Annotated in this window: 22 protein-coding genes and 1 riboswitch; of the genes, 9 read left to right on the forward strand and 13 right to left on the reverse strand. The window is 63.8% G+C overall.

Going from position 1 to position 26,903, the window contains the following annotated elements:
* The first annotated feature begins 66 nt into the window (after positions 1-66).
* Entirely contained in the window at positions 67-939 is an 873-nt protein-coding gene (locus tag NMB38_RS15510; protein ID WP_027915866.1) for a LysR family transcriptional regulator, read from the forward strand.
* 87 nt (positions 940-1,026) lie between these two features.
* Here the strand turns inward: NMB38_RS15510 and NMB38_RS15515 are convergent, their stop codons facing one another.
* From NMB38_RS15515 to NMB38_RS15535, 5 genes are all read right to left on the reverse strand, one after another.
* Positions 1,027-2,859, reverse strand: coding sequence for an ABC transporter ATP-binding protein (locus NMB38_RS15515; protein ID WP_027915865.1), 1,833 nt, complete (start codon positions 2,857-2,859; stop codon positions 1,027-1,029).
* Entirely contained in the window at positions 2,852-3,484 is a 633-nt protein-coding gene (locus NMB38_RS15520) for a DsbA family protein (protein WP_027915864.1), read from the reverse strand. Before NMB38_RS15520 ends, NMB38_RS15515 begins: the two co-directional genes overlap by 8 nt.
* 3 nt (positions 3,485-3,487) lie before the next feature.
* Complete coding sequence (trhO, locus tag NMB38_RS15525) at positions 3,488-4,420, reverse strand: oxygen-dependent tRNA uridine(34) hydroxylase TrhO (protein WP_027915863.1); 933 nt, start codon at positions 4,418-4,420, stop codon at positions 3,488-3,490.
* A gap of 217 nt (positions 4,421-4,637) precedes the next feature.
* Positions 4,638-4,934 carry a BolA family protein gene (locus NMB38_RS15530; RefSeq protein WP_027915862.1) on the reverse strand — a complete coding sequence of 99 codons (297 nt, stop codon included), beginning with the start codon at positions 4,932-4,934 and terminating at the stop codon, positions 4,638-4,640.
* Positions 4,935-4,942: 8 nt separating this feature from the next.
* Positions 4,943-5,467 carry a DUF2059 domain-containing protein gene (locus tag NMB38_RS15535; RefSeq protein ID WP_027915861.1) on the reverse strand — a complete coding sequence of 175 codons (525 nt, stop codon included), beginning with the start codon at positions 5,465-5,467 and terminating at the stop codon, positions 4,943-4,945.
* A gap of 152 nt (positions 5,468-5,619) precedes the next feature.
* Between NMB38_RS15535 and NMB38_RS15540 the strand changes: the two genes are divergently transcribed.
* On the forward strand, positions 5,620-7,014 hold the full coding sequence (locus NMB38_RS15540) for a class II fumarate hydratase (protein WP_027915860.1): 1,395 nt from the start codon (positions 5,620-5,622) through the stop codon (positions 7,012-7,014).
* A gap of 211 nt (positions 7,015-7,225) precedes the next feature.
* On the opposite strand, the gene NMB38_RS15545 is transcribed toward NMB38_RS15540, so the two are convergent.
* Both NMB38_RS15545 and pap read right to left on the reverse strand, forming a co-directional pair.
* On the reverse strand, positions 7,226-8,188 hold the full coding sequence (locus NMB38_RS15545) for a DMT family transporter (protein WP_490805953.1): 963 nt from the start codon (positions 8,186-8,188) through the stop codon (positions 7,226-7,228).
* A gap of 182 nt (positions 8,189-8,370) precedes the next feature.
* Positions 8,371-9,864, reverse strand: a complete 1,494-nt coding sequence (pap, locus tag NMB38_RS15550; protein WP_027915857.1) for a polyphosphate:AMP phosphotransferase — start codon at positions 9,862-9,864, stop codon at positions 8,371-8,373.
* A gap of 130 nt (positions 9,865-9,994) precedes the next feature.
* Here pap and mnmC point away from each other — a divergent pair, with 130 nt between their 5' ends.
* From mnmC to NMB38_RS15565, 3 genes are all read left to right on the forward strand, one after another.
* Positions 9,995-11,965, forward strand: a complete 1,971-nt coding sequence (gene mnmC, locus NMB38_RS15555; protein ID WP_028688050.1) for a bifunctional tRNA (5-methylaminomethyl-2-thiouridine)(34)-methyltransferase MnmC2/FAD-dependent 5-carboxymethylaminomethyl-2-thiouridine(34) oxidoreductase MnmC1 — start codon at positions 9,995-9,997, stop codon at positions 11,963-11,965.
* A 108-nt stretch (positions 11,966-12,073) separates the two neighbouring features.
* Complete coding sequence (locus tag NMB38_RS15560) at positions 12,074-12,481, forward strand: DUF2946 family protein (RefSeq protein WP_023533821.1); 408 nt, start codon at positions 12,074-12,076, stop codon at positions 12,479-12,481.
* Between the two features lie 76 nt (positions 12,482-12,557).
* A complete protein-coding gene (locus NMB38_RS15565) occupies positions 12,558-14,609 on the forward strand; it encodes a TonB-dependent receptor (protein ID WP_049695605.1) in 2,052 nt (683 codons plus the stop codon).
* A gap of 41 nt (positions 14,610-14,650) precedes the next feature.
* Here the strand turns inward: NMB38_RS15565 and NMB38_RS15570 are convergent, their stop codons facing one another.
* The 4 genes from NMB38_RS15570 to NMB38_RS15585 are packed head-to-tail and all read right to left on the reverse strand — an operon-like array spanning position 14,651 to position 19,601.
* Complete coding sequence (locus NMB38_RS15570; protein WP_027915854.1) at positions 14,651-15,670, reverse strand: FecCD family ABC transporter permease; 1,020 nt, start codon at positions 15,668-15,670, stop codon at positions 14,651-14,653.
* Positions 15,667-16,635 carry an ABC transporter substrate-binding protein gene (locus tag NMB38_RS15575; protein ID WP_081728223.1) on the reverse strand — a complete coding sequence of 323 codons (969 nt, stop codon included), beginning with the start codon at positions 16,633-16,635 and terminating at the stop codon, positions 15,667-15,669. The genes NMB38_RS15570 and NMB38_RS15575 overlap by 4 nt, the downstream gene beginning before the upstream one ends.
* The gene (locus NMB38_RS15580; RefSeq protein WP_049695603.1) at positions 16,632-17,417 is read right to left on the reverse strand and encodes an ABC transporter ATP-binding protein; all 786 of its coding nucleotides are present in this window, start codon (positions 17,415-17,417) and stop codon (positions 16,632-16,634) included. The genes NMB38_RS15575 and NMB38_RS15580 overlap by 4 nt, the downstream gene beginning before the upstream one ends.
* 45 nt (positions 17,418-17,462) lie before the next feature.
* Entirely contained in the window at positions 17,463-19,601 is a 2,139-nt protein-coding gene (locus tag NMB38_RS15585; RefSeq protein ID WP_373456157.1) for a TonB-dependent receptor, read from the reverse strand.
* A gap of 109 nt (positions 19,602-19,710) precedes the next feature.
* A riboswitch (cobalamin riboswitch) is annotated at positions 19,711-19,918 on the reverse strand.
* Between the two features lie 673 nt (positions 19,919-20,591).
* Here NMB38_RS15585 and NMB38_RS15590 point away from each other — a divergent pair.
* From NMB38_RS15590 to NMB38_RS15605, 4 genes are all read left to right on the forward strand, one after another.
* The gene (locus NMB38_RS15590; protein ID WP_027915850.1) at positions 20,592-22,379 is read left to right on the forward strand and encodes an N-acetylglutaminylglutamine amidotransferase; all 1,788 of its coding nucleotides are present in this window, start codon (positions 20,592-20,594) and stop codon (positions 22,377-22,379) included.
* Between the two features lie 4 nt (positions 22,380-22,383).
* Complete coding sequence (gene ngg, locus NMB38_RS15595) at positions 22,384-24,129, forward strand: N-acetylglutaminylglutamine synthetase (protein ID WP_088523386.1); 1,746 nt, start codon at positions 22,384-22,386, stop codon at positions 24,127-24,129.
* Between the two features lie 105 nt (positions 24,130-24,234).
* Positions 24,235-25,419, forward strand: a complete 1,185-nt coding sequence (locus NMB38_RS15600) for an osmoprotectant NAGGN system M42 family peptidase (protein ID WP_023533809.1) — start codon at positions 24,235-24,237, stop codon at positions 25,417-25,419.
* An 85-nt stretch (positions 25,420-25,504) separates the two neighbouring features.
* The gene (locus NMB38_RS15605; protein WP_027915848.1) at positions 25,505-25,732 is read left to right on the forward strand and encodes a YheU family protein; all 228 of its coding nucleotides are present in this window, start codon (positions 25,505-25,507) and stop codon (positions 25,730-25,732) included.
* 28 nt (positions 25,733-25,760) lie between these two features.
* Here NMB38_RS15605 and csrA read toward each other — a convergent pair whose 3' ends face one another.
* Both csrA and NMB38_RS15615 read right to left on the reverse strand, forming a co-directional pair.
* On the reverse strand, positions 25,761-25,961 hold the full coding sequence (csrA, locus tag NMB38_RS15610; RefSeq protein ID WP_028688055.1) for a carbon storage regulator CsrA: 201 nt from the start codon (positions 25,959-25,961) through the stop codon (positions 25,761-25,763).
* Between the two features lie 129 nt (positions 25,962-26,090).
* Positions 26,091-26,900 carry an SDR family oxidoreductase gene (locus tag NMB38_RS15615; protein WP_028688056.1) on the reverse strand — a complete coding sequence of 270 codons (810 nt, stop codon included), beginning with the start codon at positions 26,898-26,900 and terminating at the stop codon, positions 26,091-26,093.
* Positions 26,901-26,903: the final 3 nt, after the last annotated feature.

A 26,903-nucleotide genomic window follows, 5' to 3' on the forward strand; every position in this document is an offset into this window, starting at 1 on the left:
AGTAATAACAACGGCGTTAGGCTCTGTGAATTGAAATATTCGGCAAGCCACGTTCGGAAAAACAAAATGAAGAATGCGATACAGCTCATCCGCGCGTTCCTGGCGGTGGCGCGAACCGGTAACTTTTCCAAGGCCGCCCTGACCCTGAACCTGTCGCCCTCGGCGCTCACCGTGCAGATTCGCCAACTCGAAGACTGGCTTGGGGTGACCTTGCTCGAACGCAGCCCGCGTCACGTAGGCCTCACCGCTGCCGGTCAGCATGCGTTGTTGCCGATGGAAAAGTTGCTGCTCGATCTGGACAACATCGTCGAGGCGGCCCGTGACCATGCCACCTCCCGCCGTGGCGTACTGACCATCGCGGCCCTACCCTCGCTGTGCTCGGGGTTGCTGCCAGGCGTGGTGCAGCGCTTTCGCGAACGCTTCCCCGGCATCGAGGTCAGGCTGCGTGACGTGGTAGCCCAGCGCATCGATACGCTAGTTCTGGAGCAGGAAGTGGATTTCGGCCTGGGTGTGCAGGCACGGCCTACCCAAGGGCTGGCGTTCAAGGCCGTGCTCGAAGATCGCCTGTGCCTGTACGTACCGCACGACCACCCCTTGGCCAGGCATACGGCGGTGACGCTGGCCGAAGCGGCGGCATACCCCATGCTGCTGACCGGACGGGACAGCAGCGTGCGCAACCTGGTCGAGCGGCTGTTCGCCGACGCGCGCTTGCCCCTAGCGGCAGGGCTTGAAGCCAACTACATGTCGACGGTGCTGGCACTGGTGCGTCAGGGCCAGGGCGTGGCGTTGTTGCCCGAGTCGGCCGACGAGGGCCGTCACGAAGTGAGCAAGGTGGCGGTGGATCATCCGGGAGTGGTACGCGAGATCGGCGTGATCACGCGGGCCGAACAGGTGATGGCGCCGGCCGGTGTCGAATTCCTGCGATTGCTCAGGCCCTAGCCTGGGTGTGAAACGCTCGAATACGCGGTGAGACTGTGTTGCAAGCAGCCCCGTCTGACCGTCGCCCCAAGGCACTTCACACAGCGCTCAGAGCTGCTGCAGGTGCCCGTACAGTTTGGCGTACAACCCGCCCTCGGCAATCAACTGCTGATGGTCGCCGTCCTCGGCCACATGACCGCCGTCGAACACCAGCACCCGGTCCGCCTGTTTCACCGCCGACAAGCGGTGGGCAATGATCAGCGTGGTGCGGCCCTTGAGAAAACGCGCCAGCGCCTGATGCAGGTTGTATTCGGTGGCAGCGTCCAGCGCCGAGGTGGCTTCGTCCAGAATGACCACCTTGGGTTCGGCCAGTACCATGCGTGCAATGGCCAACCGTTGACGCTGACCGCCGGACAAGCGAACACCCGAACGTCCCACCACGCTGTCCAGGCCGTGAGGCAGCGCGGCGATGGTGCCGTCGAGCTGAGCGATCCGCAGTGCCTGCCAGCAGGCATCATCGGTGCAGTCCCGGCCCATGGTCAGGTTGGCCCGCACACTGTCGTTGAACAGCGACGGGTGCTGCAAGACCACGGCCACCTGCTCACGCAGGGTTTCCAGGCCGATTTCCTGCAGGGTGGCACCGCCGAAGCGAATGGTGCCTGCATCCGCGCTGTACAGCCCGAGCAGCAGCTGCACGAGCGTGCTCTTGCCACCCCCGCTGGCGCCGACAATGGCAACCTTCTCACCGGGTGCGATGGCCAGGTTCAGGTTATCCAGCACCGGCTCGTCGGCGTAGGCAAAGGACAGGTCCCGTACCTCGATGCCCACCGTTGCGTGCCCGGCGAAAGGGTCACTGGCTGCCGGGTACTGGGGCTCGTCGGCGCGTGCCAGCAGCTCATTGAGGCGGTTGAGCGCACCGCCAGCGGCATAGTAGGCATATTGCAGGTTCAGCAACTGCTCGACCGGGCCGATCATGAACCAGAGGTAGCTGAAGACGGCAAGCATCTGGCCGATCGACAAGTCCGAGAACAACACCGTCAACATGGCCGCTGCGCGGAAGATGTCGATGCCGAACTGGAACAACAGTCCGCTGGCGCGGCCGCTGGCGTCGCTCTTCCACTGCGATTCCACGGCGTAGTCGCGCACCTCGCGAGCCTTGACGCCCAATCGACCGAGGAAATAGCCCTGGCGGTTACTGGCGCGGACCTCCTGGATGGCATCGAGCGTTTCGGCTAACGCCTGGGTGAAGCGGGCCGTGCTGTCGTTCTCGAGCTTTTTCAGGTGCTTGACCCGCTTGCCCAACTGCACCGTGAAGTAGATGACCAGCGGGTTGAACAGCAGGATCAGCAGCGCCAGTTGCCAGTGCATCCACAGCAGGATGGCGGCCGTGCCGGTGAGGGTGAGCATGGCGACCAGAAAGCGGCTGAGGGTCTCGCCCACGAACTTGTCGAGGGTGTCCAGGTCCGTGACCAGGTGCGTGGTGACCGTGCCGCTGCCCAGGTTCTCGTACTCTTTCAGGGAAATACGCTTGAGCCGTTCGATCAGGCGAATGCGTAGCCGGTAGACGATGTCCTTGGCCAATCCGGCGAACAGCCTGGCCTGGATGACGTTGAACGCCAGTGCCGCCAGGCGCAGGCACAAGGTCAGGCACAACATCAGGCCGATATAGCCTGCTGCGACCTGCCAGCCAGACGGCAGCAGCTGGTTCATCCACTTGAGCGCGGCATCGCCGTGCCCGAGCAGCACTTCATCCACCAGCAGCGGCAGCAATAATGGGATCGGGACACTGCAGCAGGCTGCCAGCACGGCAATCAGGTTCGCCGTCCACAGCTGCTTTTTGTGGTGCAGGGCAAGCCGGCGGATTTCCGACCAGCTCAACCGGTCGGCCGAGCCCGCCGGCTTGGACGGCGCCGGGTCGGGCGACCCGGGCACATCAAGCATTGGCAGCCTGCTGCAGCCAGCGGCCAAGCAACGGTTGCAGACGCTCAAGCGGCTGATAACCGTTGGTCAGCAAGGCCAGTTGGCCGTTGCGCTCAGCGAGCAAGGTCGGGAAGCCCGCGATGCCCAAGCCTTGCGCCCAGGCGAAATCCGCGGCGGTGGCAGCGCGGGTTTCGGCGCGGGTGAACGCCTCGGCGAACGGCCCGCGCTCAAAACCCGCCTGCTCGGCCAGCTCCACCAGGTGCGGGGCGGTGGTCACGTCATGAGCCCCTTCATAGAACGCAGACTGTATGGCTGCCAGCAGAGGCCAGAGGCGCTCGCCATCCAACTCGCGGGCAGCAACCAGTGCTCGGCAGGCCGGTTCGGTGTCGTAGACAAAGCCGTCGGGCATGGCGCCCTCGAAATTGAAAGGCTGCCCCGTTGTCTGGGCCACGGCCTGCCAATGCTCGAGAATGTACTTGCGGGTGGCGCCGTCCAGCGCGGCACTGCCGCTGCGCAGCCCGCCGACCACCAGATGGGTAGGCACGCCCGCCTGACTGGCCTGATCGATCAGCGCACTGGCCACCGGTGCGAAGCCCCAGCACCAGGAACACATCGGGTCCATCACGTAGATCAGGCGCGCAGACATCACTCAGGCCTCGGCTTTGTAGTTGTGGCCAATCGGATGTGGCAGGTTGCGGGCCTTGGCCAGCTCGATCTGCTTCTGCCGGTCGATGGCGCTGCGGCGGGTCTTTTCGCTCAGCGAATCCCAGCAGTGCGGGCAGCTTACACCTGGCGAGTAGTGCTCCGAGGCACGCTCCTGGGCATTGATCGGGTGACGGCAGGCGTGGCACTGGTCATATTCACCCTCGCTCAGGTCATGGCGAACCGTGACGCGGTTATCGAACACGAAGCAGTCGCCCTCCCACAGGCTTTGTTCCTGTGGCACTTCCTCGAAGTACTTCAGGATGCCACCTTTCAGATGATAGACCTCCTCGAAGCCTTCACCGAGCATATAGCTGGACGCTTTTTCGCAACGGATGCCGCCAGTGCAGAACATGGCGACCTTCTTGTGGCGGGCCGGGTCGAAGTTGGCCTTGATGTAGTCGGGAAATTCGCGGAACGTTTCGGTCTTGGGGTCGATGGCCCCCTTGAACGTGCCGATGGCCACTTCGTAGTCGTTGCGCGTGTCGACCAGCAGCACCTCGGGGTCGCTGATCAGCGCGTTCCAGTCCTTGGGCTCGACGTAGGTGCCCACCGCCTGATTGGGGTCGACCCCAGGCACGCCCAGGGTGACGATCTCTTTCTTGAGCTTGACCTTGGTACGGTAGAAGGGCTGCTCGTCGCAGTACGACTCCTTGTGGTCGATGTCCACCAGGCGCGGGTCGCTGCGCAGCCAGGCCAGCAGGCCGTCGATGCCTTCGCGGGTGGCCGACACGGTGCCGTTGATGCCCTCATGGGCCAACAGCAAGGTGCCTTTGACATGGTTGTCGAGCATGGCCTTGAGCAGCGGCTCGCGTAGCTCGACGTAGTCTTGCAAGGTGACGAACTTGTACAGCGCCGCGACGACGATGGGGTGTGACATGAATCAGGTTCTCCAGGTGGCTGCCCTCGTAAGGGGCGGACCGGGTTACACAATGAACAAAGGGCCGCCGCACGCCCATCGCAGGCACACATGCCGCTTCAGGTGCCCGGTGCGTCAACGCAGTGGGGTTACCTGAAGCAGCTGGCGTACCAGCGATGGGCTGTGCAGCAGCCCCTTTTTGGGATGAAGCGGATTCTACCAGAACAACAGCAAGCTTTCAGTGCCCGCCGCCGGCGCAGACAGGCGATGCCGGCGCGCTGCCGACCTGTGCCCATTCATCGCCGGTATAGGTGTGAATCGCCAGCGCATGAATCTGGCCCATCAGCTCGCCCATGGTCGCATACACCTTCTGGTGCCGCTTGACGCTGTTCAAGCCTTCGAACACCTCGCTCACGATCACGGCCTTGTAGTGGGTCTGCTGACCACGGCTGTGCATGTGGCTTTCATCGAGCACCTGCAGGTGCTGAGGCGCCAGGCTCGCCAGTTGCTGTTCGATACGCTGTTGCATGTTCATGGCCGTGCTCACTTCTTGGCTGGCGCGGCTGCCTTGCCGTAGTTAGGGTCCAGCTCCTTGGTCATGTCTTCAAGCAGCTTGTTGACCACCGGCACCGCCGGTTCGAGGGTCTGCTGGGTCAGCTGAGCCGATTGCTGGGTGACCTTGGGCATCTCGCGCAGCACCTTGCGGCCAAGGGGCGACTCGTAGAACTTGACCAGGTCCTTGAGCTCTTGCTCGGTAAAGGTCTGGGTGTAGAGGTCGACCATCTTGGGCTTGAGCTTCTTCCAGCCGATGGCGTTGTCCAGCGCGGCGTTGGCCTTGGCCTGGTAGCTTTCCAGCACAGGCTGCTTGGAGGCAGGCGCCTTGGTCTGGGCAAAGCGCTGGGCGAACATCTGCTGCACTTGCATGTACACCGGCGTGCCCAGTTTGTCGGCATTGGCCAAGGTCAGGAATTTCTCGGCAGCGGCGTTGTGGCTGGGGGTGGCGGCCAGGACCTGGCCACTGGCGCAAGCCAGGGCGACAGCAGCACAGAGGACACGAAGACGGGTCATTGCATTTCCTTCAGGAGGGGGAGGCGGTACCTCAGAGCGAGCATTCTGCGCCCGCCAGGGCGAGCTGCTCAAGTGGCACGACAGGCGATTGAACCGCCAGGTCGCATGAGGGCCTAAACTGCTGATTCTGACTGACAGGGAGTGAATGCAGCATGAGCCGTATCGAAACAGACAGCCTTGGGCCGGTTGAAGTTCCTGAGCACGCCTACTGGGGCGCGCAGACTCAGCGCTCGTTGATCAACTTCGCCATCGGCCAGCAACGCATGCCGCTCGCCGTCCTGCATGCCCTGGCGCTGATCAAGAAGGCCGCTGCCCGCGTCAACGACCGCAACGGTGCACTGCCCGCCGACATTGCCCGGCTGATTGAGCAGGCCGCCGATGAGGTCCTGGACGGCAAGCACGACGATCAGTTCCCGCTGGTGGTCTGGCAGACCGGCAGTGGCACGCAGAGCAACATGAATGTCAACGAGGTGATCGCAGGTCGCGCCAACGAACTGGCCGGCCAGGTGCGCGGCGGCAAGTCGCCGGTGCACCCCAACGATCACGTCAACCGCTCCCAGAGCTCCAACGACTGCTTCCCCACCGCCATGCACATCGCAGCCGCCCAGGCCGTGCACGCGCAACTGCTGCCGGCCATCGCCGAGCTGTCCTCGGGCCTGGCCGAGCTGTCGGCACGGCACCATCGCCTGGTCAAAACCGGACGCACCCACATGATGGATGCCACGCCGATTACCTTCGGCCAGGAAGTCTCGGCGTTCGTGGCGCAACTCGATTATGCCCAGCGCGCCATCCGCGCCAGCCTGCCGGCGGTGTATGAGCTGGCCCAGGGCGGCACGGCGGTGGGCACGGGCCTCAATGCGCCCCAGGGGTTCGCCGAAGCCATTGCTGCCGAGCTGGCCGCTCTGTCCGGGCTGCCCTTCGTGACCGCACCCAACAAGTTTGCAGCGCTGGCCGGGCACGAGCCGCTGACCAGCCTGGCTGGGGGGCTGAAAACCTTGGCGGTGGCCTTGATGAAGATCGCCAACGACCTGCGCCTGCTCGGATCAGGGCCCCGTGCGGGGTTGGCCGAGGTGCGCTTGCCCGCCAACGAGCCCGGCAGTTCGATCATGCCGGGCAAGGTCAACCCGACACAGTGCGAGGCGCTGTCGATGCTGGCCTGCCAGGTGCTTGGCAACGATACCACCATCGGTTTTGCCGCCAGCCAGGGGCATCTGCAGTTGAACGTGTTCAAGCCGGTGATCATCCACAACCTGCTGCAGTCCATCGAGCTGTTGGCAGACGGTTGCCGCAACTTCCAGCAGCATTGCGTGGCGGGCATCGAGCCAGATACCGAGCAGATGGCCGCACACCTGGAGCGAGGGCTGATGCTGGTAACGGCACTCAACCCGCATATCGGGTACGACAAGGCCGCAGAGATCGCCAAGAAAGCCTATGGCGAGGGCAAGACCCTGCGTGAGGCGGCGCTTGAGCTGGACTACCTCACCAACGAGCAGTTCGATGAGTGGGTAAGGCCGGAGAACATGCTGGCGCCGGGTGGCAAGGGTTGAAGTCTGTGGGGGCGGCTTGCGTTGCCCCCTTTTATTCGGCAACGCCAAAAAGGCTCGCGCATTGGGTGTGGGAGCAACTGCCTTGCACCGCATCCGGGCCAGCGAGTCCCCGTGTGAGCGGCAGGGATAGGCTGCCGAGCGGCCGCAACCATTCCTGCTGCTCCTGCTGCCCAACCGGCGTCTGATCAGAGGCGCCACCCGCCCCCAACACCTAGGACACCTGCGCAAGCCGCGCGCGACGTGCCCGCCATCCCGCCACCAGTGAAGGCCCGAGCGCAACCAGCGCCGAGCCTGCCACCACGACCACAGCCCCTACATACCCGAGCATGTTGATCTGCTCCGCCTGCACATACTCAGGCCACACCAGCGCAGCCAGTGCCACCGCCACGAACGTCACCAAGGGCGTCAATGCCAACGTCGCACTGACCCGGGAAGCCTCCCAATGCGCCAGGGCTTCGGCAAAGGCGCCATAGGCCACCAGCGTGTTCAGGCAGCACGCCAGCAGCAGCCAGCTCTGTACGGGGCTCAGTTGCAAGACTTCCAGCGGCTGCACCCAAGGCGTCAGCAGCGCCGCGCAGCACAGGTAGATCATCATCATCACCTGCTGCGAGTTCCACACCGTCAGCAACTGCTTCTGGCTCAAGGCGTAGAACACCCAGATACTGGTGGCCAGCACAATGGTGAGCACACCCGTGGTATAGGCGCCAAGCGAAGTCAACAGTTCTTCCAGGCGCTGGTTGAAGAACAGCCCGAAACCTGCCAGCAGGATCAACAGCCCCACCCCCTGCCCTACGCTGAATCGCTCGCGAAACACGAATACGCTGGCCACCAGCAACAGCACCGGCCCCAGCTGCACCACCAGCTGCGCCGTACCAGGGCTCAGCAGCTTCAAGCCGATCAGGTACAGCACGTAATTGCCCATCAGCCCCAGCACCGCCACCCCCACCAGGCCCCTGCCCTTGCGCGTGAGCCTGCCCAAAGACGGCAGGCGACGGTTGGCCGTCAGCCAGGCGCACAGCAGCCCACCGGACACCAGCAGGCGATACCAGGTCACCGTCAACGGGTCCATCACCTGCAACACCTGCTTGAGCTTGATCGGCAGGATGCCCCATAGCAATGCAGTCAACAGGGCAAGCAGCAGGCCGTGAACCCAACGGCCGGAGGTGGTATGCATGGTGTCCTCGATCAGATCCGTGGTGGGGGTGGCTGAATTCTACGGGGTTGCGCAGGTAACCAGCGCAGGCATGCCGGGAAAAGAATTCATCACGTCATTCTATGGGGGCATGATGCGGGCAACACACCGGAGCGCAGCCGCGTTGCACATGCCCACCTGCCTGTCAGGGGTACGCGCCCCGCCTACTTCTTGTGCTTGGCGAACGCCGCTTCCAGCGCCTCGTTGATAGTGCGCAGGACCTTGACCCGCGCCCAGCGCTTGTCGTTGGCTTCGACCAACGTCCAGGGCGCAATCTCGCTGCTGGTGCGGTCGACCATATCGCCTACGGCCTGGCTGTAGTCGTCCCACTTGTCGCGGTTGCGCCAGTCGTCCTCGGTGATCTTGTAGCGCTTGAATGGGGTTTGCTCACGCTCCTCGAAGCGTTCGAGCTGGGTCTGCTGGTCGATGGCCAGCCAGAACTTGACCACTACCACGCCCGCGTTCACCAGTTGCTCTTCGAAGTCGTTGATTTCGCCATAGGCGCGCATCCAGTCGGCAGGGCTGCAGAACCCCTCGACCCGCTCCACCAGCACCCGGCCATACCAGGAGCGGTCGAAGATGGTGAACTTGCCACGCGCGGGAATGTGCCGCCAAAAACGCCACAGGTAAGGCTGCGCGCGTTCTTCTTCGGTCGGCGCGGCAATGGGCACGATCCGGTACTGACGGGGGTCCAGGGCAGCGGCCACGCGCCGGATCGCACCGCCTTTGCCCGCCGCATCATTGCCTTCGAAGGCCGCTACCAGGGCATGACGGCGCATGTGCTTGTGACGCAGCAAACCGGCCAGGCGCGCCTGCTCGGTGACCAGTTGCTCTTGATAGTCGGCCTTGTCCAGACGCACTGTCAGGTCCAAGGCACCGAGCAGGCTGCGCTGATCAATGCTGCGCCCAAGCGGCGCGACATTGCCCACGTGCTTGCCCTTGGGATTGTTGGCCAGGGCCGCCTGCAAGCTGTCGAGCAGGATACGCCCGACGGCCAGGCTGCGGTAATTGGGATCAACCCCCTCGACGATATGCCAGGGCGCGTAATCGCGGCTGGTGCGGCGCAGCACACGTTCCCCGAAGCGCACGAAGCGGTCGTAGGTGTGCGACTGCTGCCAATCCAGCGGGCTGATCTTCCAGCTGTGCAAGGGGTCGTCCTTGAGGGATTTGAGCCGCGCCTTCATCTGCTTCTTGGAAAGATGAAACCAGAACTTGATGATCAACGCGCCTTCATCGCACAGCATCTGCTCCAGGCGTTCGGCGCCGTTGATGGCCTGGTCCAGCACCGCATCCTTCAACACTCCATGCACGCGCCCTTGCAGCATCTGGCTGTACCAGTTGCCAAAAAACACCCCCATGCGCCCCTTGGGCGGCAAGGCGCGCCAGTAACGCCAGGCCGGTGGCCGCGCCAGTTCCTCGTCGGTCTGCTGATCGAAGGTGAGCACATCGATCATGCGCGGGTCCATCCACTCGTTGAGCAGCTTGACCGTCTCGCCCTTGCCGGCCCCCTCCACGCCATTGATCAGCACGATGACCGGAAAACGCGCTTGCTGCTTGAGCTCATACTGGGCCTCGAGCAGTGCTTGACGCAGGGCTGGAACCTCGGCGTCGTAGGTTTGCTTGTCGATGCTGTGACCAATCTCGGCAGATTCGAACATGCACGGGCTCCTTCAATGGATAAACAAGACTAGCGCAAAAGCACACCTGGGGCGGGGGTTTGGGCTGCAAGAAAGCCCCAGCCATGCGACTATCGCCACTTCTTCAGTCGCTTGTCGCTGCGCACCCGCCATGACCGTATCTCCCCCTCTCCAGCACGCCCAGATCGACTGGGACGAACAGGGCCGCCCTCATTCGCGGCATTACGATGACGTGTACTTCGCCGTCAACGAAGGCATCGATGAAACCCGCCATGTGTTTCTCGGACAGACCCGCCTGGCGGAACGTTTCACTGCAATGGCGCCCCATGCCTGCGTGGTCATCGGCGAGACGGGCTTTGGCACCGGCATGAATTTCTACTGCGCCTGGCAACTGTTCGCGCAACATGCCCACGCAGACGCCCGGCTTCATTTCGTCAGCGTCGAGAAATTCCCCCTGGACCGCGATGACCTGGCCCGTGCCATCAGCCTGTGGCCAGAGCTTGCCGCTTACAGCCAGCCTTTGCTGGCGCAATACGTGGCAGTGCACCCGGGGTATCAGCAATTCACCTTCGAAGGTGGGCGCGTCACCCTCACCCTGCTGATTGGTGATGTGCTCGAGCAATTGCCAGAGCTCGACGCCCAGGTCGATGTCTGGTTCCTCGATGGCTTTGCCCCTGCCAAGAACCCCGACATGTGGACCCCGGCACTGTTCGCGCAACTGGCGCGGCTGTCCCACCCCGGTACCGTGCTGGGTACGTTCACCACCACCGGCTGGGTACGCCGCAGCCTCGTGGAGGCGGGTTTTGCCATGAAGAAGGTGCCTGGCATCGGCAAGAAGTGGGAAGTAATGAGCGGGGCGTATGTGGGCCCACCCCCTGCCCCGACAGCACCTTGGTACGCCCGACCGCCTTCAGGTGATGGGCCGCGTCAGGCCGTGGTGGTGGGTGCAGGGCTGGCCGGCAGCTGCACGGCGGCAAGCCTGGCCCGTCGAGGCTGGCAGGTCACGGTACTGGAGCGGCATGCGGCAGCGGCGCAGGAAGCGTCCGGCAACCCGCAGGGGGTGCTGTACCTCAAGCTATCGGCGCACGGCACGGCCTTGTCCCGAATGATTCTCGCCGGTTTCGGCTACACCCGCCGTCAGCTTGAGCACCTTCAGCGCGGCGAGGACTGGGACGCCTGCGGCGTCCTGCAACTGGCCTTCGACGACAAGGAGGCGGCGCGCCAGGACAAGCTGGTGCAGGCCTTCGAGCCCGGGCTGGTACACGCATTGACCAAGGACCAGGCCCAGGCCGCTGCCGGCATCACCTTACCGGCAGGTGGGCTGTTCTATCCCGAAGGCGGCTGGGTGCATCCACCAGCGCTGTGCCGCCAACAGCTTGAGCATCCGAACATCCGCCTGGTCCCGCACCAAGAGGTTCTGTCGCTGCACAAGGTCGCTGGGCGGTGGCAGGCCTGGGCCGGTGATCAGTTGCTGGCCGACGCGCCAGTGATGGTCCTGGCCAGTGCTGCCGAGGTCAAACGGCTCGAGCCTTGTGCCGGCTTGCCGCTCAAGCGCATCCGTGGGCAGATCACCCGGCTGCCCGCAACACCCCAGAGCCAAGGGCTGGGCACCGTTGTCTGCGCGCAAGGCTATGTAGCGCCTGCGCGATGCGGCGAACACACCCTGGGCGCCAGCTTCGATTTCCACAGCACTGACCTGACCCCCACGGCGGCCGAGCATGAGGGCAACCTGGCGCTGCTGGACGAAATTTCTCCTGACCTGTCCCGCCGCCTTGGCGCAACGGGGTTCAATGTGCAGGCGCTTGAAGGCCGCGCCGCTTTCCGGTGCACCAGCCCGGACTACCTGCCTATTGTTGGGCCGTTGGCCGACGACCCTGCCTTCGCCCAGGCCTATGCAGCCCTTGCCCGGGACGCACGACAAGTGCCGCAGGTGGCATGCCCTTGGCTCGAGGGCCTGTACGTCAACAGCGGCCACGGCTCACGGGGTTTGATCACCGCGCCGCTCAGCGGTGAGCTGGTGGCGGCCTGGGTCAGCGGCGAGCCGCTGCCGGTACCGCGAACGGTCGCCGAAGCCTGCCACCCCAACCGCTTTGCACTGCGCCGGCTGGTTCGGGGCAGATAGCAGGTGCCTCGTCCAGGCAGGCGCCCTGCGACAATAGGGCGCAGCTGCGACCTTTCATCCCCGAGCGCGAATAAGGCTTAATACGGGCCTTGTTCGCCTGGGGGTCGGATGACCGTACGTGCACGCTCACTTGTGTGTTTGCTTGCAGCCATTGCCGTGCTGTTCAACCTGCTGGCGATGCCGCTCGACCGCGCCTTGCAATCCCCCAGCATCGACAGCCAATCGCTGATCCTGGGCAGCTTCTGCAGCCTGCACGGTGCGCAAAGCCTGCCCAAGTCACTGCTGGCCCAGCTCAAGGCCGAACTGCCGCAGCTTGACGATCAGCCAGAAATGAAACACCAGGTCGGTGACTGCTGCTGTGGCCATGCCGGGCATGCCTTGATGGCCAGCAATTACTATCGCCACCTGTTCCCCCGCTACTGGCCCGACGCACTGCTGATCGGCGACAGCCACAAGCTGCCGTTGCCGCGTGAGCAGTGGCCCAAGCTCAACCCCCGCGCCTCCCCCCTGGCCTGACCCGTCGCCGCTTACCCAATGCTGCCCCGCACCATGCGGCGCGCAGCGCTGCTCGACTGTCTCCAGGAAACACTTCATGTCTGCGTTTCGTCATACCGCACGCGCCGTCCTGCCCGTGCTCGCTGTTTACAGCCTTAGCCCCTTGTCATCGGCCGTTGCCGAAACACGCTCTGCCGAGAACTCGATAATGACCCTCGGTGCGGTCAGCGTGACCAGTACCGAAAGCGGCCCGCTGGCCACCCGCAGCGTGCTCAGTTCGGTGGATATTCTAGGCGGTGACATCCTCGAAAAAATGCCAGTGGCCTACAGCTGGGAGCTGTTGCGCCGGGCACCGGGGGTGATGCTCACCGAGTTCAACCAAGGCACTACCTCGGGCAAGCTGTCGTTTCGCGGCTTCAATGGCGAAGGCGAAGTGAATGCGGTCAAGTTGCTGATCGATGGGATCCCCAGCAACACCAATGACGGCAACATGCCCTTCATCGACGCGGTGTTCCCCATGGACATCGACAGCATCGACGTGGTGCGCGGCACCAGCGACCCGCGCTATGGCCTGAACAACATCGCCGGAAACGTCAACATCAACACCCGCACTGGCGGCAACTACAACAAGGCGCGCCTGCGCTACGGCAGTTTCAACACCCGCGAGGTGCAACTGGCCAAAGGCATCGAGACCAGCAACTGGACGCAGAACTACTTCTTCGCCCGCCAGCAGGTCGACGGTTACCGCGATCATGCCGACACCGAACGCTACAGTTTTGGCGGCAAGTGGTTCTATACCCCTGACGATGGCAGCTATCGCCTTGGCCTGATCGCCCGCCACTACGAGTCAGAAGCTCAGGAGGCCGGCTACCTGACCGAGGATGACGCCCGCCATCATCCGCGCATGAGTAATGACTACAACGCCACGGACAAAGGCACGCGGCGAATGAATCAGGTCAGTGTGCACCTGGACGCCGACCTGGCCGAGACCCTGTCCTGGTCGGCCAAGACCTACTTCAATACCTATGACGACCGTCGCTGGACCCAGTACTGGCGCACGAGTTCACAGCAGGAGCGCGACACCTACGAGGACCAGTACGGCGCCATCACCTCGCTGACCTGGCGACCCCAGGTGGACTGGCTGCACGCCTTTGCGCTGGAAGGTGGCAGCGATGTGCAGAAGCAACAGAACCGCAGCGAGCGCTACCGCACCGTGGAGCGTGTACGCCAGGCGCAGACACGCGACCAGGACTTCGACTTCAACACGGTCGGTGCCTACGTGCAGGCGCAGATCGAGCCGTTCGAATCGTTGAAGATCGTGCCGGCCTACCGGGTGGACAAGATCAGTGGTGACTTCACCAACAAGATGACCGGGCAGGGCTACGACATCAACGACTACGGGCTGATCAAACAGCCCAAGCTCAGCATTGTCTATTCGCCATGGAAGTTCGCCAGCGTTTATGCCAACTGGGGCCGCACCTTCCAGGTCGGGACCGGCGCCGCAGCGTACAAGGTGCCGCCGCGCAACGAGGACCTGGCCCCTTCGATCAACGAAGGCTGGGAAACCGGCATCAAGTTCACCCCGGCCAGCTGGGTCGATGGCCGCGTGGCCTACTGGCGTCAGGATGCCTCTGGCGAAGTGAGCCGGCGCCTGAACGACCCCAGCGGGGAGTCAGACAATGTCGGGGAGACACGCCGTTGGGGCTACGACCTGCAGGTCAACCTGCACCCGGACGAGCGCACCGAGGTATGGATGTCGTACTCGTGGCAGTACTCCAAGATCCTTGAGCCCAGCAGCGCGTTACCAGGCAGCAAAGGCCAGGAAATCGATCACGTGCCCCACCATCTGTGGAACACCGGCATCAGCTACCAGGCCACGCCCGCACTGCAGCTGACTGCCTGGGCGAACGGGCAGACCCACTACTACCTGGAGCGGGAGAACACCCAAGGTACGTATGGCGGCTACGTACTGATGAACCTCGGTGCAACCTACAAGCTCAGCGAAACCATGAGCGTGGACTTGCAGTTGAAGAACCTGACCAACCGCTACTTCGAGTACGTCTGGTACGACCCGGATGGGGCAGATGCGTCACTGCACTCCCCGGGCGACGGCCGTGCGCTGTATGCAGGGCTCACCCTGGACTTCTGATGCAGGCCACGGCAAGCCCTCCAGCGTGGCTTGCCGTGGCGTCACCGCTTGAGCAACAGCATGAAGAACACCCCGCCCAGTGCTGCGGTCGCAATGCCGATCGGCAGGTCCTGCGGTGCGATCAGGGTACGGGCAGCCACATCCACCCACACCAGAAACACCCCACCCAGTAGCGCACTGACCGGCATTAGCCGCCGATTGTCCGCCCCCACCAGCAGGCGCGCTACGTGGGGCACCATCAGGCCAACGAAACCGATGGCGCCCGACAGCGAGACCAGCACCCCGGTCAACAAGGACGTGCAGATGAACACCTGAAGGCGCAGGCGCCGGCCGCAGACGCCCAGGCTGATCGCGGTCTGCTCTCCACTCATCAGTGCATTCAGGCCGCGCCCCATCACCTGTAGGGCACACAGCCCAAGCAGCACGCACAGTGCCGGCAGCCAGATGACCTCCCAACGGGCAGCCCCCAGCCCACCCAGCATCCAGAACACCACCGACGCCGCAGCGTGCTGGTCACCGGTATAGAGCAGCACGTTGACCACGGCCATGAGTACGAAGGACACCGCGACCCCCGCCAACAGCAGGCGATCGCTTTCCAGGCGCCCACTGCGACGCGCCACGCCGATCACCAGCAGCATGCTCCCTATTGCCCCCGCGAACGCAGCCAGCGGCAGGCTGAGTACACCGACAAAGTCCCCGACATAGAGCATCACCAGCACCGCGCCCAACGCCGCGCCGGCGCTGACGCCCAGCAAATGCGGATCTGCCAGGGGGTTTCGGGTGACGGACTGCAGGGCTGTGCCCACCAAGGCAAGCCCTGCCCCGACCAGTGCGCCCAACAGCACACGCGGGGCACGGATGAGCCAGACGATGTGCACCTGGCTCTTGCTGAGCGCAGGCCCCCAGTCGATGCCCAATTGCTGCGCGACGATCCCGATGACGTGGGTCAAGGGCACCGATGCCGGGCCAAATGCCAGCGACACGACCGATGACGACACCAGCAGGATGACCAGCATCACGATCAGCCAACCATAATGCACCGGGCTGCGCGCCAAGGTCACGGTGCCCCCGCTGCGAACAGCTCGGGGTGCAGGGCGCGGGCAATGTTCTCCACCGCCTCGACGTTCTCCACCGAGGGGGTGACCTGCAGGTAGGTCAGGGGTAAGAAGCGCTGCTCGCGAATGGCCCGTACCTCTTTCAACGCAGGCTGCTGCATCAGAAAATCACGTTTCTGCTGCCAGGTCCTTGGCCCGTAGTCGACAATCAGGATCACGTCAGGGTCGCGCTCTACCACGCTTTCCCAATTGACCTGGGTCCAACTGGCGGCCACCTCGTCCATCACGTTCACGCCACCGGCTGCGTCGATCAGTGCCTGCGGCATGCCCAGACGCCCCGATGTCATCGGACGATCTTCGCCGCTGTCGTACAAAAAGACCCGTGGTCGGTGTTGCGCCTGCCCTACCCGCGCTTGCACCGTGGCGATTCGCTGGCGCATCTGGTGGATCAGCGCTTGCGCCTGGCGCGGGTGATCGAACATGCGCCCCAGGTTGTCCAGATCGCGGTAAACGTCATCGAAACTCGCACGTTGGCCAGACATGACCCAAGAGCAGGACTCGCTCAACTCGTAGACCGGGACCCCAAAGGGTGCCAGCGTCGCGGGGGTGACCGGCCCTCCTACGTGCATGCCATAGTTCCAGCCGGCGAAAAACAGGTCGGTATCGACTGCTAGCAGCGTTTCAATGGAAGGATACCGACTGGCCAGTTGCGGTATGCCCTCCAGCGCAGCGTCAATCCATGGGTCACGGTGTTTACTTCGGGTGAACCCTGTGTAGCCGATGATGCTGTCTCGCAGCCCCAGGTGCAGCAGCATGGCGGTCATGTTCACATCGTGCACCACCACCCGCTGGGGAGCCTTGTTGAACGTCACCAGGCGCTCACAACTGCGCACGTTCAGCGGGTACTCGCTGGCCACGGCAGGCAGCGCAAACAAGAGCGTTATCAGGGCAATCAGAAAGCGAGCGTTCATGGTCGGGTTATCCAGGTAATGCGGGGGTAAGGGTGCAGCGGATGAAGGTCGACCAGCGCCTGGACACCAAACACCTCCTGGATCAGTTCGCCGGTCAGCACCTGCTGGGGCGTGCCACTGACACGGATTCGGCCAGCGTCGATGACGTACAGGCGGTCGCAGAATGCCGCCGCCAGGTTGAGGTCGTGGAAGCTGGCCAGGGTGCTCAGCCCCAGGCTGCGCAAATGCCGCAAAAGCCCAAGCTGGTAACGCGGGTCGAGGTGGTTGGTTGGCTCGTCGAGAATCAGCAGTTCAGGGGCCTGGACCAGTGCCCGGGCCAGTAGCACGCGCTGCTTCTCGCCCCCGGATAGCGAAGCGAACGTGCGCCCGTCATAACCTGCCAGCCCAACCAGCACGAGCGTGTGAGCAACCCTTTGCCGGTCCTCGGGCGAGTCGCCGTCAAACAGGGCCTTGTGCGGCGTGCGCCCCATGGCCACCACTTCGGCAACACTCAATCCAAACTCGCCAGGAAACTCCTGAAGCACCACCGCGATACGCTGGGCACACCAGCGCGGGCTGCGTTGCCAGATATCGGCACCGCTCAAGCTGACGCTGCCTGCGGTGGGTAGCGTGGCGCGATAGGCGCAACGTAGCAGGCTGGTCTTGCCACTGCCGTTAGGGCCGATAAGCCCTACGCACTCACCGTCGTCCACATGCAGGTCCACGCCTTGCAGGATCTGGCGCACCCTGCGCCCCGCCTCGGGCACTGCCCAATGCAGGCCCTCGATACTCAGTCGAGTCATCGGATTCACTCCAGCAAGCACCAGCCCGAAGGCCGGTGCAACAGGTCAGAAGCGGTAATCCGCCGTGACGAAAAATGACCTTGGCTCGCCCAGGTACCACTGGCGCCCATTGTTGCCGGTGGTGGTCGCGTACTGGCGATCGAACAGGTTGTTGAGCTGCAAGCCCAAGGTCAGGTCCGGCTGCACGTGCCAGTCAACGTTGGCGTCGACCACGGTGTAGCTCGGCACCTGCACGGTGTTGGCATTGTCCCCATAGCGGCTGTCGACATACCGCGCACCCGCCCCGGCACTGAGCAACCGACCAAAGTCCTTGCTCAACCACAGGTTGGCCGATCGCCGGGGCACATCGACCGGCCGATTGCCGTTGTAGTTGCTGGTGCCACTGGCAAACTCGTCGTACTCCGCGCGCACCCAGGCGGCGTTGGCCGAAAGCTGCACATCGTAGGGCAGGCGCAACGCCAAGTTGGCCTCGATGCCGTCCGAGGATTGCTGGCCGACCTGTTGCTGAAGGACAGGGTTGAGCGGGTCGCTGCTCAAGAGCTTTTTCTTGACGATGTGGTAGGCCGCAAGCGTCCACTCGCCACGGCCATCAGGGAGCATCTGTTTGACACCGACTTCGGTCTGTTTGGCGGTACTCAGGTCCCAGCTTTGTTGCGCTGTACTGAGCGTCAGCAGGTTGCTCACGCCCTCGGTGCTGGTGGCGTACTGACCATAGACCGAGAGGTCCTCGGTCAGCGCGAACACCAGGCCTGCCCGCCAGTTGTCGCCACTCAGGCTGCGGTCCGAGCGGGTATCGGTGTCCAGATCGTCACGGTTCAGATGCACCTGATCACGCCGCACACCGGTGATCAGCGACAGGCGCTCGGTGAGTTGCGTGCGGTTTTCGGCGAACAGCGAGAATTGCCGTGCCTGGTTGGCTTCGCGCGAGCGATAGGGGTCGGTGCTGATGTAGTCTCCGCCGCCCGAGCCCGACAGTGGCACGGTGTCGGTAAAGGTATTGCCAAAATCATGTTTGCGCACGAAGCGGATCGCATTGTAGTCGGCGCCAACAACGGTCTGGCTGTCCAGGCCGAACAACGCGTGCTGCAGGGTGAACGACTGGCGATCCCCGATCTGCTCCTGGGTCTGCTTGATGCTGATGAAACTGCTGCGCTGCACCTGGTCGCCAGGCAGCCAGGTGTAGCTTTCGGCATTTCGCCACCGGCGCTGGGCCTTGAGGAAGTACAGCTGATTGCTGGCGGTCAGGTTGTCGGTGATCACCCAGTCCGTGACCAGGCGAGTGGACTGATCGTTGTAATGCACCTCGGCATTGGCCACGTTGTAGTTGTGGTCACGCAGCGACTCACGGTAATGCCCATTGACCAGCGGCGTACCGAAATACTGCTGCGGATCCTGGTCACCGTAGTCATGGCTGAGGGTGATGCTGAAATCGTCGTTCGGCTGCCAGCGCAATGAACCGCTGACAGCAACGCTGGCTGACTCACCACGGTCGACCCAGCCATTGCTGTCCAGTTTATTGAGGTTCAAGCGATAGCTCAGGGTATCGGTCAGCGAACCGCCGCTGTCCAACGCCAACTGCCGGCGATCATGGGAACCGTAGCCCAGGCGGACATGATTGCGAACCTCGCCGTCGAAGGGCTTCTTGGGCACCACGTTGATCACCGCACCGGTGGCGCCCTCCCCGTACAACACCGAAGCCGGGCCGCGCAGTACGTCGATGCGGTCCACGGCCCAGGTGTCCACGGGAAACGTGACGGTGCCAGCACCCACGTACAGGCGGGTGCCGTCATACAGCTGCATGGTCGAACTGTGCCCGGTGAAGCCACGGGCCGAAAGCGCAGTGCCACCGTTGCCAGGCGTGCCGATGAAGGTGATGCCGGGGGTGCGGGTCACTGCTTCCTGCACCGTGGCGTTGTTGCGTCCACTGATGTGCTCGGCGCTGATGCTGGTGACGCTGGCTGGCGTTTCCAAGGGCGTGAGGTGCAGGCGCGAACCGCTGGTGCCAGGGGTGTGCAAGTCCATGGGAGGGTTCTGCTCGGCAGTGCCGGTGATGGCCGTGGCGGGCAATGCCAGTGCAAGGCCGTCTTCGGCTGCCTGAATCGGTACGGCCATGCACACACAGGGCACCAGGCTCGCACCCAGCAACGCCCCTTGAGGGGTATGAAAAACACTAAAGCGGGACATATCTTTCCTTTTGCAGCAGGAATGAAAGAATCCCGGAGGGAACAACGCATGGGGAACGCGCAGGCGCACGCGCCCACGGAAACCGGCCTGCGCCCGCCCACCGCGGGTTTGCCAAACAAGGCTTCAGGCCGGTCTCCGGGCTCGCGAGGGTCATGATGCCGTCACCTTCCCATGCCTGTGGCACAGTGGTCTGTCGAAAGCATCGCTCGCATACCGTTGCGGGGGCAGCGCCGGACTGATCACCCTGGGGCGACGAACCGGCTTCCCGTTTCACCCCATGCACGGCGGCAGGGGGCACCTGAAACAGGCGCGCAGATGACCACCAAAATCGTCCTGGGTCAACATCCCGTGTGGATGATGAGCCGCCGCCAAGCGTCGACGAACGGCATTGCGAAGATTAACGCCCCCCGCCTGGCGGGCTTCATCCGAGCGTGCGAAGGCGCGCTCAGGTAGGCGTAGCACTGGGTTTGAACGCGATGGATCGATGCTGGACGTCGACCCACAGAGGCGGACTTCAGCCACGAGGAATCACCGAAATTCGCACCAAAACCAGGCGCCCACGTAAAGTTTTATTGAACGATCGGGCCTTGCACGCCCTCGAAAAACCCAGACCGCTCACCGAGGCGCGTTCAGATGACGTGTTCGCGCCCAGTGGGACAGACGACCGTTCGGCGCTGTTCATACGCCCCGAAGCGAGTCAACAACGTTACTGGCTGGCAGCTTTGCGTACGCTTGGTATCAGGTAACGCAGGCTGTACGACACGCGCCACACGTACGCGACCATGTGCCTGGTGGCCGGCATGAACCCGGCATTCATCGCCGCGCAACTCGGGCACAGCGTGCAGGTGCTGCTCTGCATGCGCCAGGTGGATCACCCCCTCACGATTGGGCGGGGCTTGATCAGCCCTGGCGTTTGGAGGCGGTACAAATGGGGTACGAGTGAAAAGCCAGTGACGCCATGAGTGCCGAAACTCAAAGGGTTTACGTTACATGTGCGGACTAGCTGGAGAATTGCGTTTCACCCCCCTCGGTCAAGCCCCTCGCCCAGCCGACCTGGCTGCCGTTGAGCGAATCACTCATCACCTGGCGCCACGTGGCCCGGATGCGTGGGGCTTTCACAGCCAGGGGCCGATCGCCCTCGGCCACCGTCGCCTGAAAATCATGGACCTGTCCGACGGCTCCGCCCAGCCCATGCAGGACAGCACGTTAGGCCTGTCACTGGCCTTCAACGGCGCCATCTACAACTTCCCTGAACTGCGCCAGGAACTGCTGGACCTGGGCTATACCTTCTGGTCCGACGGTGACACGGAAGTGCTGCTCAAGGGGTACCACGCCTGGGGCGAGGCCTTGCTGCCCAAGCTCAATGGCATGTTTGCCCTGGCTATCTGGGAGCGCGACAGTCAGCGCCTGTTCCTGGCCCGCGACCGCCTGGGCGTAAAGCCCCTGTACCTCTCGCGCAACGGCGAGCGCCTGCGCTTTGCCTCCACCTTGCCGGCGCTGCTCAAAGGGGGCGACATCGACCCGATGCTCGACCCGGTGGCGCTGAACCATTACCTGAATTTCCATGCCGTGGTCCCGGCACCGCGCACGCTGTTGGCCAACGTGCAAAAGCTCGAACCCGGGACCTGGATGCGCATCGACCGCCACGGCGAAGTCGAGCGCAGCACCTGGTGGCAACTCCAGTACGGCCCCAACCCGGATGAGCGTGACCTGACCCTCGAGGATTGGACCACACGCGTACTGGACGCCACCCGCGATGCAGTTGCCATCCGCCAGCGCGCCGCCGTCGACGTGGGCGTGCTGCTCTCCGGCGGTGTCGATTCCAGCCTGCTGGTCGGCCTGCTGCGCGAAGTGGGTGTGGATGACCTGTCGACCTTCTCCATCGGTTTCGAGGATGCAGGCGGCGAGCGCGGAGACGAATTCCAGTACTCGGACCTGATCGCCAAGCACTACGGTACCCGCCACCATCAACTGCGCATTGCCGAGCACGAGATCATCGACCAACTGCCCGCGGCGTTCCGTGCCATGAGCGAGCCGATGGTCAGCCACGACTGCATCGCCTTCTACCTGCTGTCGCGGGAAGTGGCCAAGCACTGCAAGGGCGTGCAGAGCGGCCAGGGAGCCGACGAGCTGTTTGCCGGCTACCACTGGTACCCGCAGGTCGATGGCGCCAACGATGCATTCGCGGCGTACCGCGAAGCGTTCTTCGACCGCAGCCATGCCGAATACCGTGACACCGTGCAGCCGGCCTGGCAGCTGGAGAACGATGCCGCCGGCGACTTCGTCCGTGAACACTTCGCCCGCCCTGGCGCCGACGCCGCCGTGGACAAGGCCCTGCGCCTGGACAGCACGGTGATGCTGGTGGACGACCCGGTCAAGCGCGTGGACAACATGACCATGGCCTGGGGGCTGGAAGCCCGTACGCCGTTCCTGGACTACCGCCTGGCAGAACTGTCGGCCCGCATTCCGGCACGCTTCAAGCTGCCCGACGGCGGCAAGCAGGTGCTCAAGGAGGCGGCGCGCCGAGTGATTCCGCACGAGGTCATCGACCGCAAGAAGGGTTACTTCCCGGTGCCTGGCCTCAAGCACCTCGAAGGCGCCACCCTGGGTTGGGTCCGCGACCTGCTGACCGACCCCAGCCAGGACCGCGGCCTGTTCAATCCGGCCATGATCGACCGTCTGCTAAGCAACCCGCACGGCCAGCTCACCCCCCTGCGCGGTTCCAAACTGTGGCAGTTGGCGGCGCTGAACCTGTGGCTGACCGAACAAGGACTTTGAACCCATGAAAGCCCACGAAACGGCCTATGGCCAGCGCCTGCTGCGCGGCCAGGCGCCCTCTTACGAGCGCCTGCAGGCACGCCTTGCGGGCGATGGCAGCGAGCCTCACGATCAGCCACGTGCCCTGCACTGTGGCTGGGGACGACTACTGATCGGGCATACCTATGCCGACCCGGCCAAGCTAGCCGAAGACCTGTTGGGCGAATGCCGCGGCGAACGCGACATCGCCCTGTACGTGGCAGCGCCCCAGCAGGTGCTGGCACACGCGCCGCAGCAACTGTTCCTGGACCCCTCGGACACCCTGCGCCTGTGGTTCACCGACTATCGCCCGGCGCAACGGGTATTTCGCGGGTTTCGCGTGCGCCGTGCGCAAAACCCCAGTGACTGGCAAGCCATCAACACGCTCTACCAGGCACGCGGCATGCTGCCCGTCGACCCGGAGCTGCTCACCCCGCGCCACCTGGGTGGGCCGGTGTACTGGCTGGCCGAGGACGAAGACAGTGGCGCGATCATCGGCAGTGTCATGGGCTTGAACCACGCCAAGGCCTTCGACGACCCGGAACACGGTAGCAGCCTGTGGTGCCTGGCCGTCGATCCGCACTGCACCCGCCCCGGGGTGGGTGAAGTACTGGTGCGTCATCTGATCGAGCACTTCATGAGCCGCGGCCTTGCCTATCTGGACCTGTCGGTGTTGCATGACAACCGCCAGGCCAAGCGCCTGTACGAAAAACTGGGCTTTCGCAACCTGCCCACGTTCGCCGTCAAGCGCAAGAACGTCATCAACGAACGCCTGTTCCTGGGCCCTGGGCCACAGGCTGACCTCAACCCCTATGCGCGGATCATCGTCGATGAGGCCCTGCGCCGGGGTATCGAGGTGCAGGTGTGCGACGCGGCTGCCGGGCTCTTCACCCTGAGCCTGGGCGGTCGCCGTGTACGCTGCCGGGAGTCGCTCAGCGACCTGACCAGCGCCGTGACCATGACCTTGTGCCAGGACAAGCGCCTGACCCAACACGCCCTGCACACCGCAGGTCTGCTTGTGCCGGCACAGCAATTGGCCGGTAACGCCGATGACAACCTGGCGTTCCTCGAGGACCACGGCGCGGTCGTGGTCAAACCCGTGGATGGCGAACAGGGCCAGGGCGTAGCGGTCAACCTCACTACCCTCGAAGACGTCACGCGTGCGGTCGAACACGCCCGTCAGTTCGACAGCCGCGTGCTGTTGGAAAGCTTCCATGCCGGGCATGACTTGCGCATCGTGGTCATCGGCTATGAAGTGGTCGCGGCCGCGATTCGCCACCCGGCGCAGGTGATGGGCGATGGTACGCACAGCATCCGCGAACTGATCGACGCACAAAGCCGGCGCCGTCAAGCGGCCACCGGGGGCGAAAGCAAGATCCCCGTGGACGATGAAACCGAGCGCACGCTGGCCGCGGCCGGCTTTGGGTTCGAGGATGTGTTGCCCGCAGGTCACCAGCTGGCCGTGCGGCGCACCGCCAACCTGCACACCGGCGGCACGCTCGAGGATGTCACGGCACGCCTTCACCCTACACTCGCCGATGCGGCCATTCGTGCAGCGCGGGCACTGGAGATACCCGTGGTGGGCCTTGATTTCATGGTCAAGGATGCCAGCGAACCCGACTACGTCATCATCGAAGCCAACGAGCGCGCAGGCCTGGCCAATCACGAGCCACAACCCACGGCAGAGCGCTTCATCGACTTGTTGTTCCCCCATAGCAGGCCGCTGGCCTGATACACCCATGCTCCGCTTCGACGGGAGCCCGGCGCCAGCGCCGCTCCCGCTCGACTGTTACGACCGGATCATCCAACGATTTTTCAACCGACCGGAGGCCTGGACATGTCCGAACGACATCCCGAACCCGATCTCGAGTACCTCAAGCGTGTCTTGCTGGAGATGCTCGCCATCCCCAGCCCTACAGGCTTCACCGACACCATCGTGCGCTACGTGGCCGAGCGCCTGGACGAGCTGGGCATTCCCTACGAGCTGACTCGACGCGGCACTATTCGCGCCACCCTCAAAGGGCGTCAAAGCTCCCCGGACCGCGCCGTCTCCGCGCACTTGGACACCATTGGCGCCAGCGTGCGCCAGGTGCAGGACAACGGTCGCCTGGCCCTGGCGCCGGTGGGCTGCTGGTCCAGCCGCTTCGCCGAAGGCAGCCGCGTCAGCGTGTTCACCGATACGGGCGTATTTCGTGGCAGCGTACTGCCGCTGATGGCCAGTGGGCATGCCTTCAATACCGCCATCGACCAGATGCCCATCAGTTGGGACCATGTGGAAGTGCGCCTGGACGCTTACTGCGCCACCCGTGCCGATTGCGAGGCGTTGGGCGTGGGGATTGGCGACTTCGTGGCCTTCGATCCGCTGCCCGAGTTCACCGACAGCGGTCACATCAGCGCCCGTCATCTGGATGACAAGGCCGGGGTCGCCGCCTTGCTGGCGGCCTTGAAAGCCGTGGTGGAAAGCGGCCGTCAGCCGCTGATCGATTGCCACCCGCTGTTCACCATCACCGAAGAAACCGGCTCGGGTGCCGCCGGCGCCCTGCCCTGGGATGTCAGCGAGTTCGTCGGGATCGATATCGCCCCGGTCGCCCCCGGCCAAGCCTCCAGTGAGCACGCCGTCAGCGTGGCCATGCAGGATTCGTCCGGGCCGTACGACTACCACTTGTCCCGGCACTTGCTCAAACTTGCAGGCGAACAGGAATTGCCGGTACGCCGCGACCTGTTCCGCTACTACTTCAGCGATGCCCACTCTGCGGTGACCGCAGGCCACGACATCCGCACGGCGCTGGTCGCCTTCGGCTGCGATGCCACCCATGGCTATGAGCGCACGCACATCGACAGCCTGGCCGCGTTGAGCCAGCTGTTGTCGGCTTACCTGTTGAGCCCGCCCGTGTTCGCCAGCGACTCGCAGCCGGCCAATGCGTCCCTGGAGCGCTTCAGTCACCAGCTCGAGCACGATGCGCAGATGGAGAGCGACACTCGCGTGCCGGCGGTGGACAGCCTGGTCGGTCAGAAGACCTGACGGAACGCGCGGGACCGCCTGGCGGGCGGTCCCTGCTCCATCGAAATCGCGTAGGATGCCTACAACTCATTCAGACACGTTACCCATGCTGATACCCTACGAACACCTGCAAGCCGACACCCTCACCCGCCTGATCGAGGACTTCGTCACCCGCGACGGCACCGACAATGGCGATGACACACCGCTGGAAACCCGTGTGCTGAGGGTTCGCCAAGCGCTATCCAAGGGGCAGGCGTTCATCCTGTTCGATCCGGAAAGCCAGCAGTGCCAGCTGCTGGCCAAGCACGACGTGCCCCGCGAACTGCTGGAATGATGCCCGTGCGCGTCGACGCCAGTCGGCCTCATGAAGCCTTGTTCGCCCTGCGCGCCCTGGCACATTGCGTTTCCTTGATGCGCCTGTAGACCTCGGCGCGGTGCACCGGCACTTCCCTGGGTGCATCGACACCGAAGCGCACCACCCCGTCCCGGGTCTCTACCACCATGATTCGGATGTCATCGCCGATCACGATGACCTCGCCCACTTCGCGTCCTATTACCAACATGTTCCGGTCCTCCAGCGAAAGGGAAAACCGGAGCGTGCAGTGTAGCCATTTGGCTACTCAATACTTCCACCCTCATTCAGAAAGACCCGACGCGCCTAGGTAACCTTTCTTACGGATCCACCCTACGCCTTAACGGGCTCGGGCCTTCGCACGCATCTTCACTGCCATGTCGGCCATTTCATCGTACAGCCGCTCAGGTGCCTGGCATTTCAACGCCCAGGCCTGACGGCCCGCTTCGTGGGGCAGGATCAGGAACTGCCCGTCAGCCACCTGGCGGTAGATGCAGTCGGCGATATCGCTGGCACTGATGGGCGAGCCTTCCAGCAGCTTGCCGACCTGCGCTTTCATGGCCGGGTCCGGCCCACGGAAGGAGTCCAGCAGATTGGTCTGGAAAAATGACGGGCAGACCACGTGCACACCCACCCCCAGTTGGCGCAGCTCCACCAGCAGGCTTTCCGAGAGCGCCAGCACCCCCGCCTTGGCGACGTTGTAGTTGCTCATGCCGGGGCCCTGCATGAGCGCTGCCATGGAGGCGATGTTGACGATGCGCCCTTTGCTACGCTCAAGCAGCGGCAGAAAAGCCTTGCAGCCTTTGACCACGCCCATGAGGTTTACCGAAATCTGCCAGTCCCAGTCTTCGAGCGACAACTCGGCGAAGAACCCGCCTGATGCCACGCCGGCGTTATTGACGATGAGATCGATGCCGCCGAAGTGCTCCTCGCAGGCCTGGGCCAGCGCGGTGAGCTGGCTGTAGTCACGTACATCGCACCGTTGTACGAACCCGTCGCTGCCTGCGGCACGCACCATTTCCAGCGTCTGACGCAGCCCAGCCTCACTGATGTCGGCCAACGCCAGGCGCCAGCCTTCGCGCGCCCAACGCAGGGCAATTTCGCGGCCCAGCCCGGAGCCTGCGCCCGTGATCATGATGCGCTTGTGCATGGC

The sequence above is a fragment of the Pseudomonas sp. FBCC-B35 genome, from assembly GCF_059133755.1.

Bases quoted from the DNA above. Each gene is read 5' to 3' on its own strand.
- NMB38_RS15545 (WP_490805953.1), bottom strand. From the start codon at position 8,188: ATGCATACCACCTCCGGCCGTTGGGTTCACGGCCTGCTGCTTGCCCTG.
- NMB38_RS15540 (WP_027915860.1), top strand. From the start codon at position 5,620: ATGAGCCGTATCGAAACAGACAGCCTTGGGCCGGTTGAAGTTCCTGAG.
- mnmC (WP_028688050.1), top strand. From the start codon at position 9,995: ATGACCGTATCTCCCCCTCTCCAGCACGCCCAGATCGACTGGGACGAA.
- NMB38_RS15520 (WP_027915864.1), bottom strand. From the start codon at position 3,484: ATGTCTGCGCGCCTGATCTACGTGATGGACCCGATGTGTTCCTGGTGC.
- NMB38_RS15615 (WP_028688056.1), bottom strand. From the start codon at position 26,900: ATGCACAAGCGCATCATGATCACGGGCGCAGGCTCCGGGCTGGGCCGC.
- NMB38_RS15580 (WP_049695603.1), bottom strand. From the start codon at position 17,417: ATGACTCGACTGAGTATCGAGGGCCTGCATTGGGCAGTGCCCGAGGCG.
- NMB38_RS15605 (WP_027915848.1), top strand. From the start codon at position 25,505: ATGCTGATACCCTACGAACACCTGCAAGCCGACACCCTCACCCGCCTG.
- NMB38_RS15575 (WP_081728223.1), bottom strand. From the start codon at position 16,635: ATGAACGCTCGCTTTCTGATTGCCCTGATAACGCTCTTGTTTGCGCTG.
- NMB38_RS15530 (WP_027915862.1), bottom strand. From the start codon at position 4,934: ATGAACATGCAACAGCGTATCGAACAGCAACTGGCGAGCCTGGCGCCT.
- NMB38_RS15535 (WP_027915861.1), bottom strand. From the start codon at position 5,467: ATGACCCGTCTTCGTGTCCTCTGTGCTGCTGTCGCCCTGGCTTGCGCC.
- NMB38_RS15560 (WP_023533821.1), top strand. From the start codon at position 12,074: ATGACCGTACGTGCACGCTCACTTGTGTGTTTGCTTGCAGCCATTGCC.
- ngg (WP_088523386.1), top strand. From the start codon at position 22,384: ATGAAAGCCCACGAAACGGCCTATGGCCAGCGCCTGCTGCGCGGCCAG.
- NMB38_RS15590 (WP_027915850.1), top strand. From the start codon at position 20,592: ATGTGCGGACTAGCTGGAGAATTGCGTTTCACCCCCCTCGGTCAAGCC.
- NMB38_RS15565 (WP_049695605.1), top strand. From the start codon at position 12,558: ATGTCTGCGTTTCGTCATACCGCACGCGCCGTCCTGCCCGTGCTCGCT.
- NMB38_RS15585 (WP_373456157.1), bottom strand. From the start codon at position 19,601: ATGTCCCGCTTTAGTGTTTTTCATACCCCTCAAGGGGCGTTGCTGGGT.
- csrA (WP_028688055.1), bottom strand. From the start codon at position 25,961: ATGTTGGTAATAGGACGCGAAGTGGGCGAGGTCATCGTGATCGGCGAT.
- NMB38_RS15510 (WP_027915866.1), top strand. From the start codon at position 67: ATGAAGAATGCGATACAGCTCATCCGCGCGTTCCTGGCGGTGGCGCGA.
- pap (WP_027915857.1), bottom strand. From the start codon at position 9,864: ATGTTCGAATCTGCCGAGATTGGTCACAGCATCGACAAGCAAACCTAC.
- trhO (WP_027915863.1), bottom strand. From the start codon at position 4,420: ATGTCACACCCCATCGTCGTCGCGGCGCTGTACAAGTTCGTCACCTTG.
- NMB38_RS15600 (WP_023533809.1), top strand. From the start codon at position 24,235: ATGTCCGAACGACATCCCGAACCCGATCTCGAGTACCTCAAGCGTGTC.
- NMB38_RS15515 (WP_027915865.1), bottom strand. From the start codon at position 2,859: ATGCTTGATGTGCCCGGGTCGCCCGACCCGGCGCCGTCCAAGCCGGCG.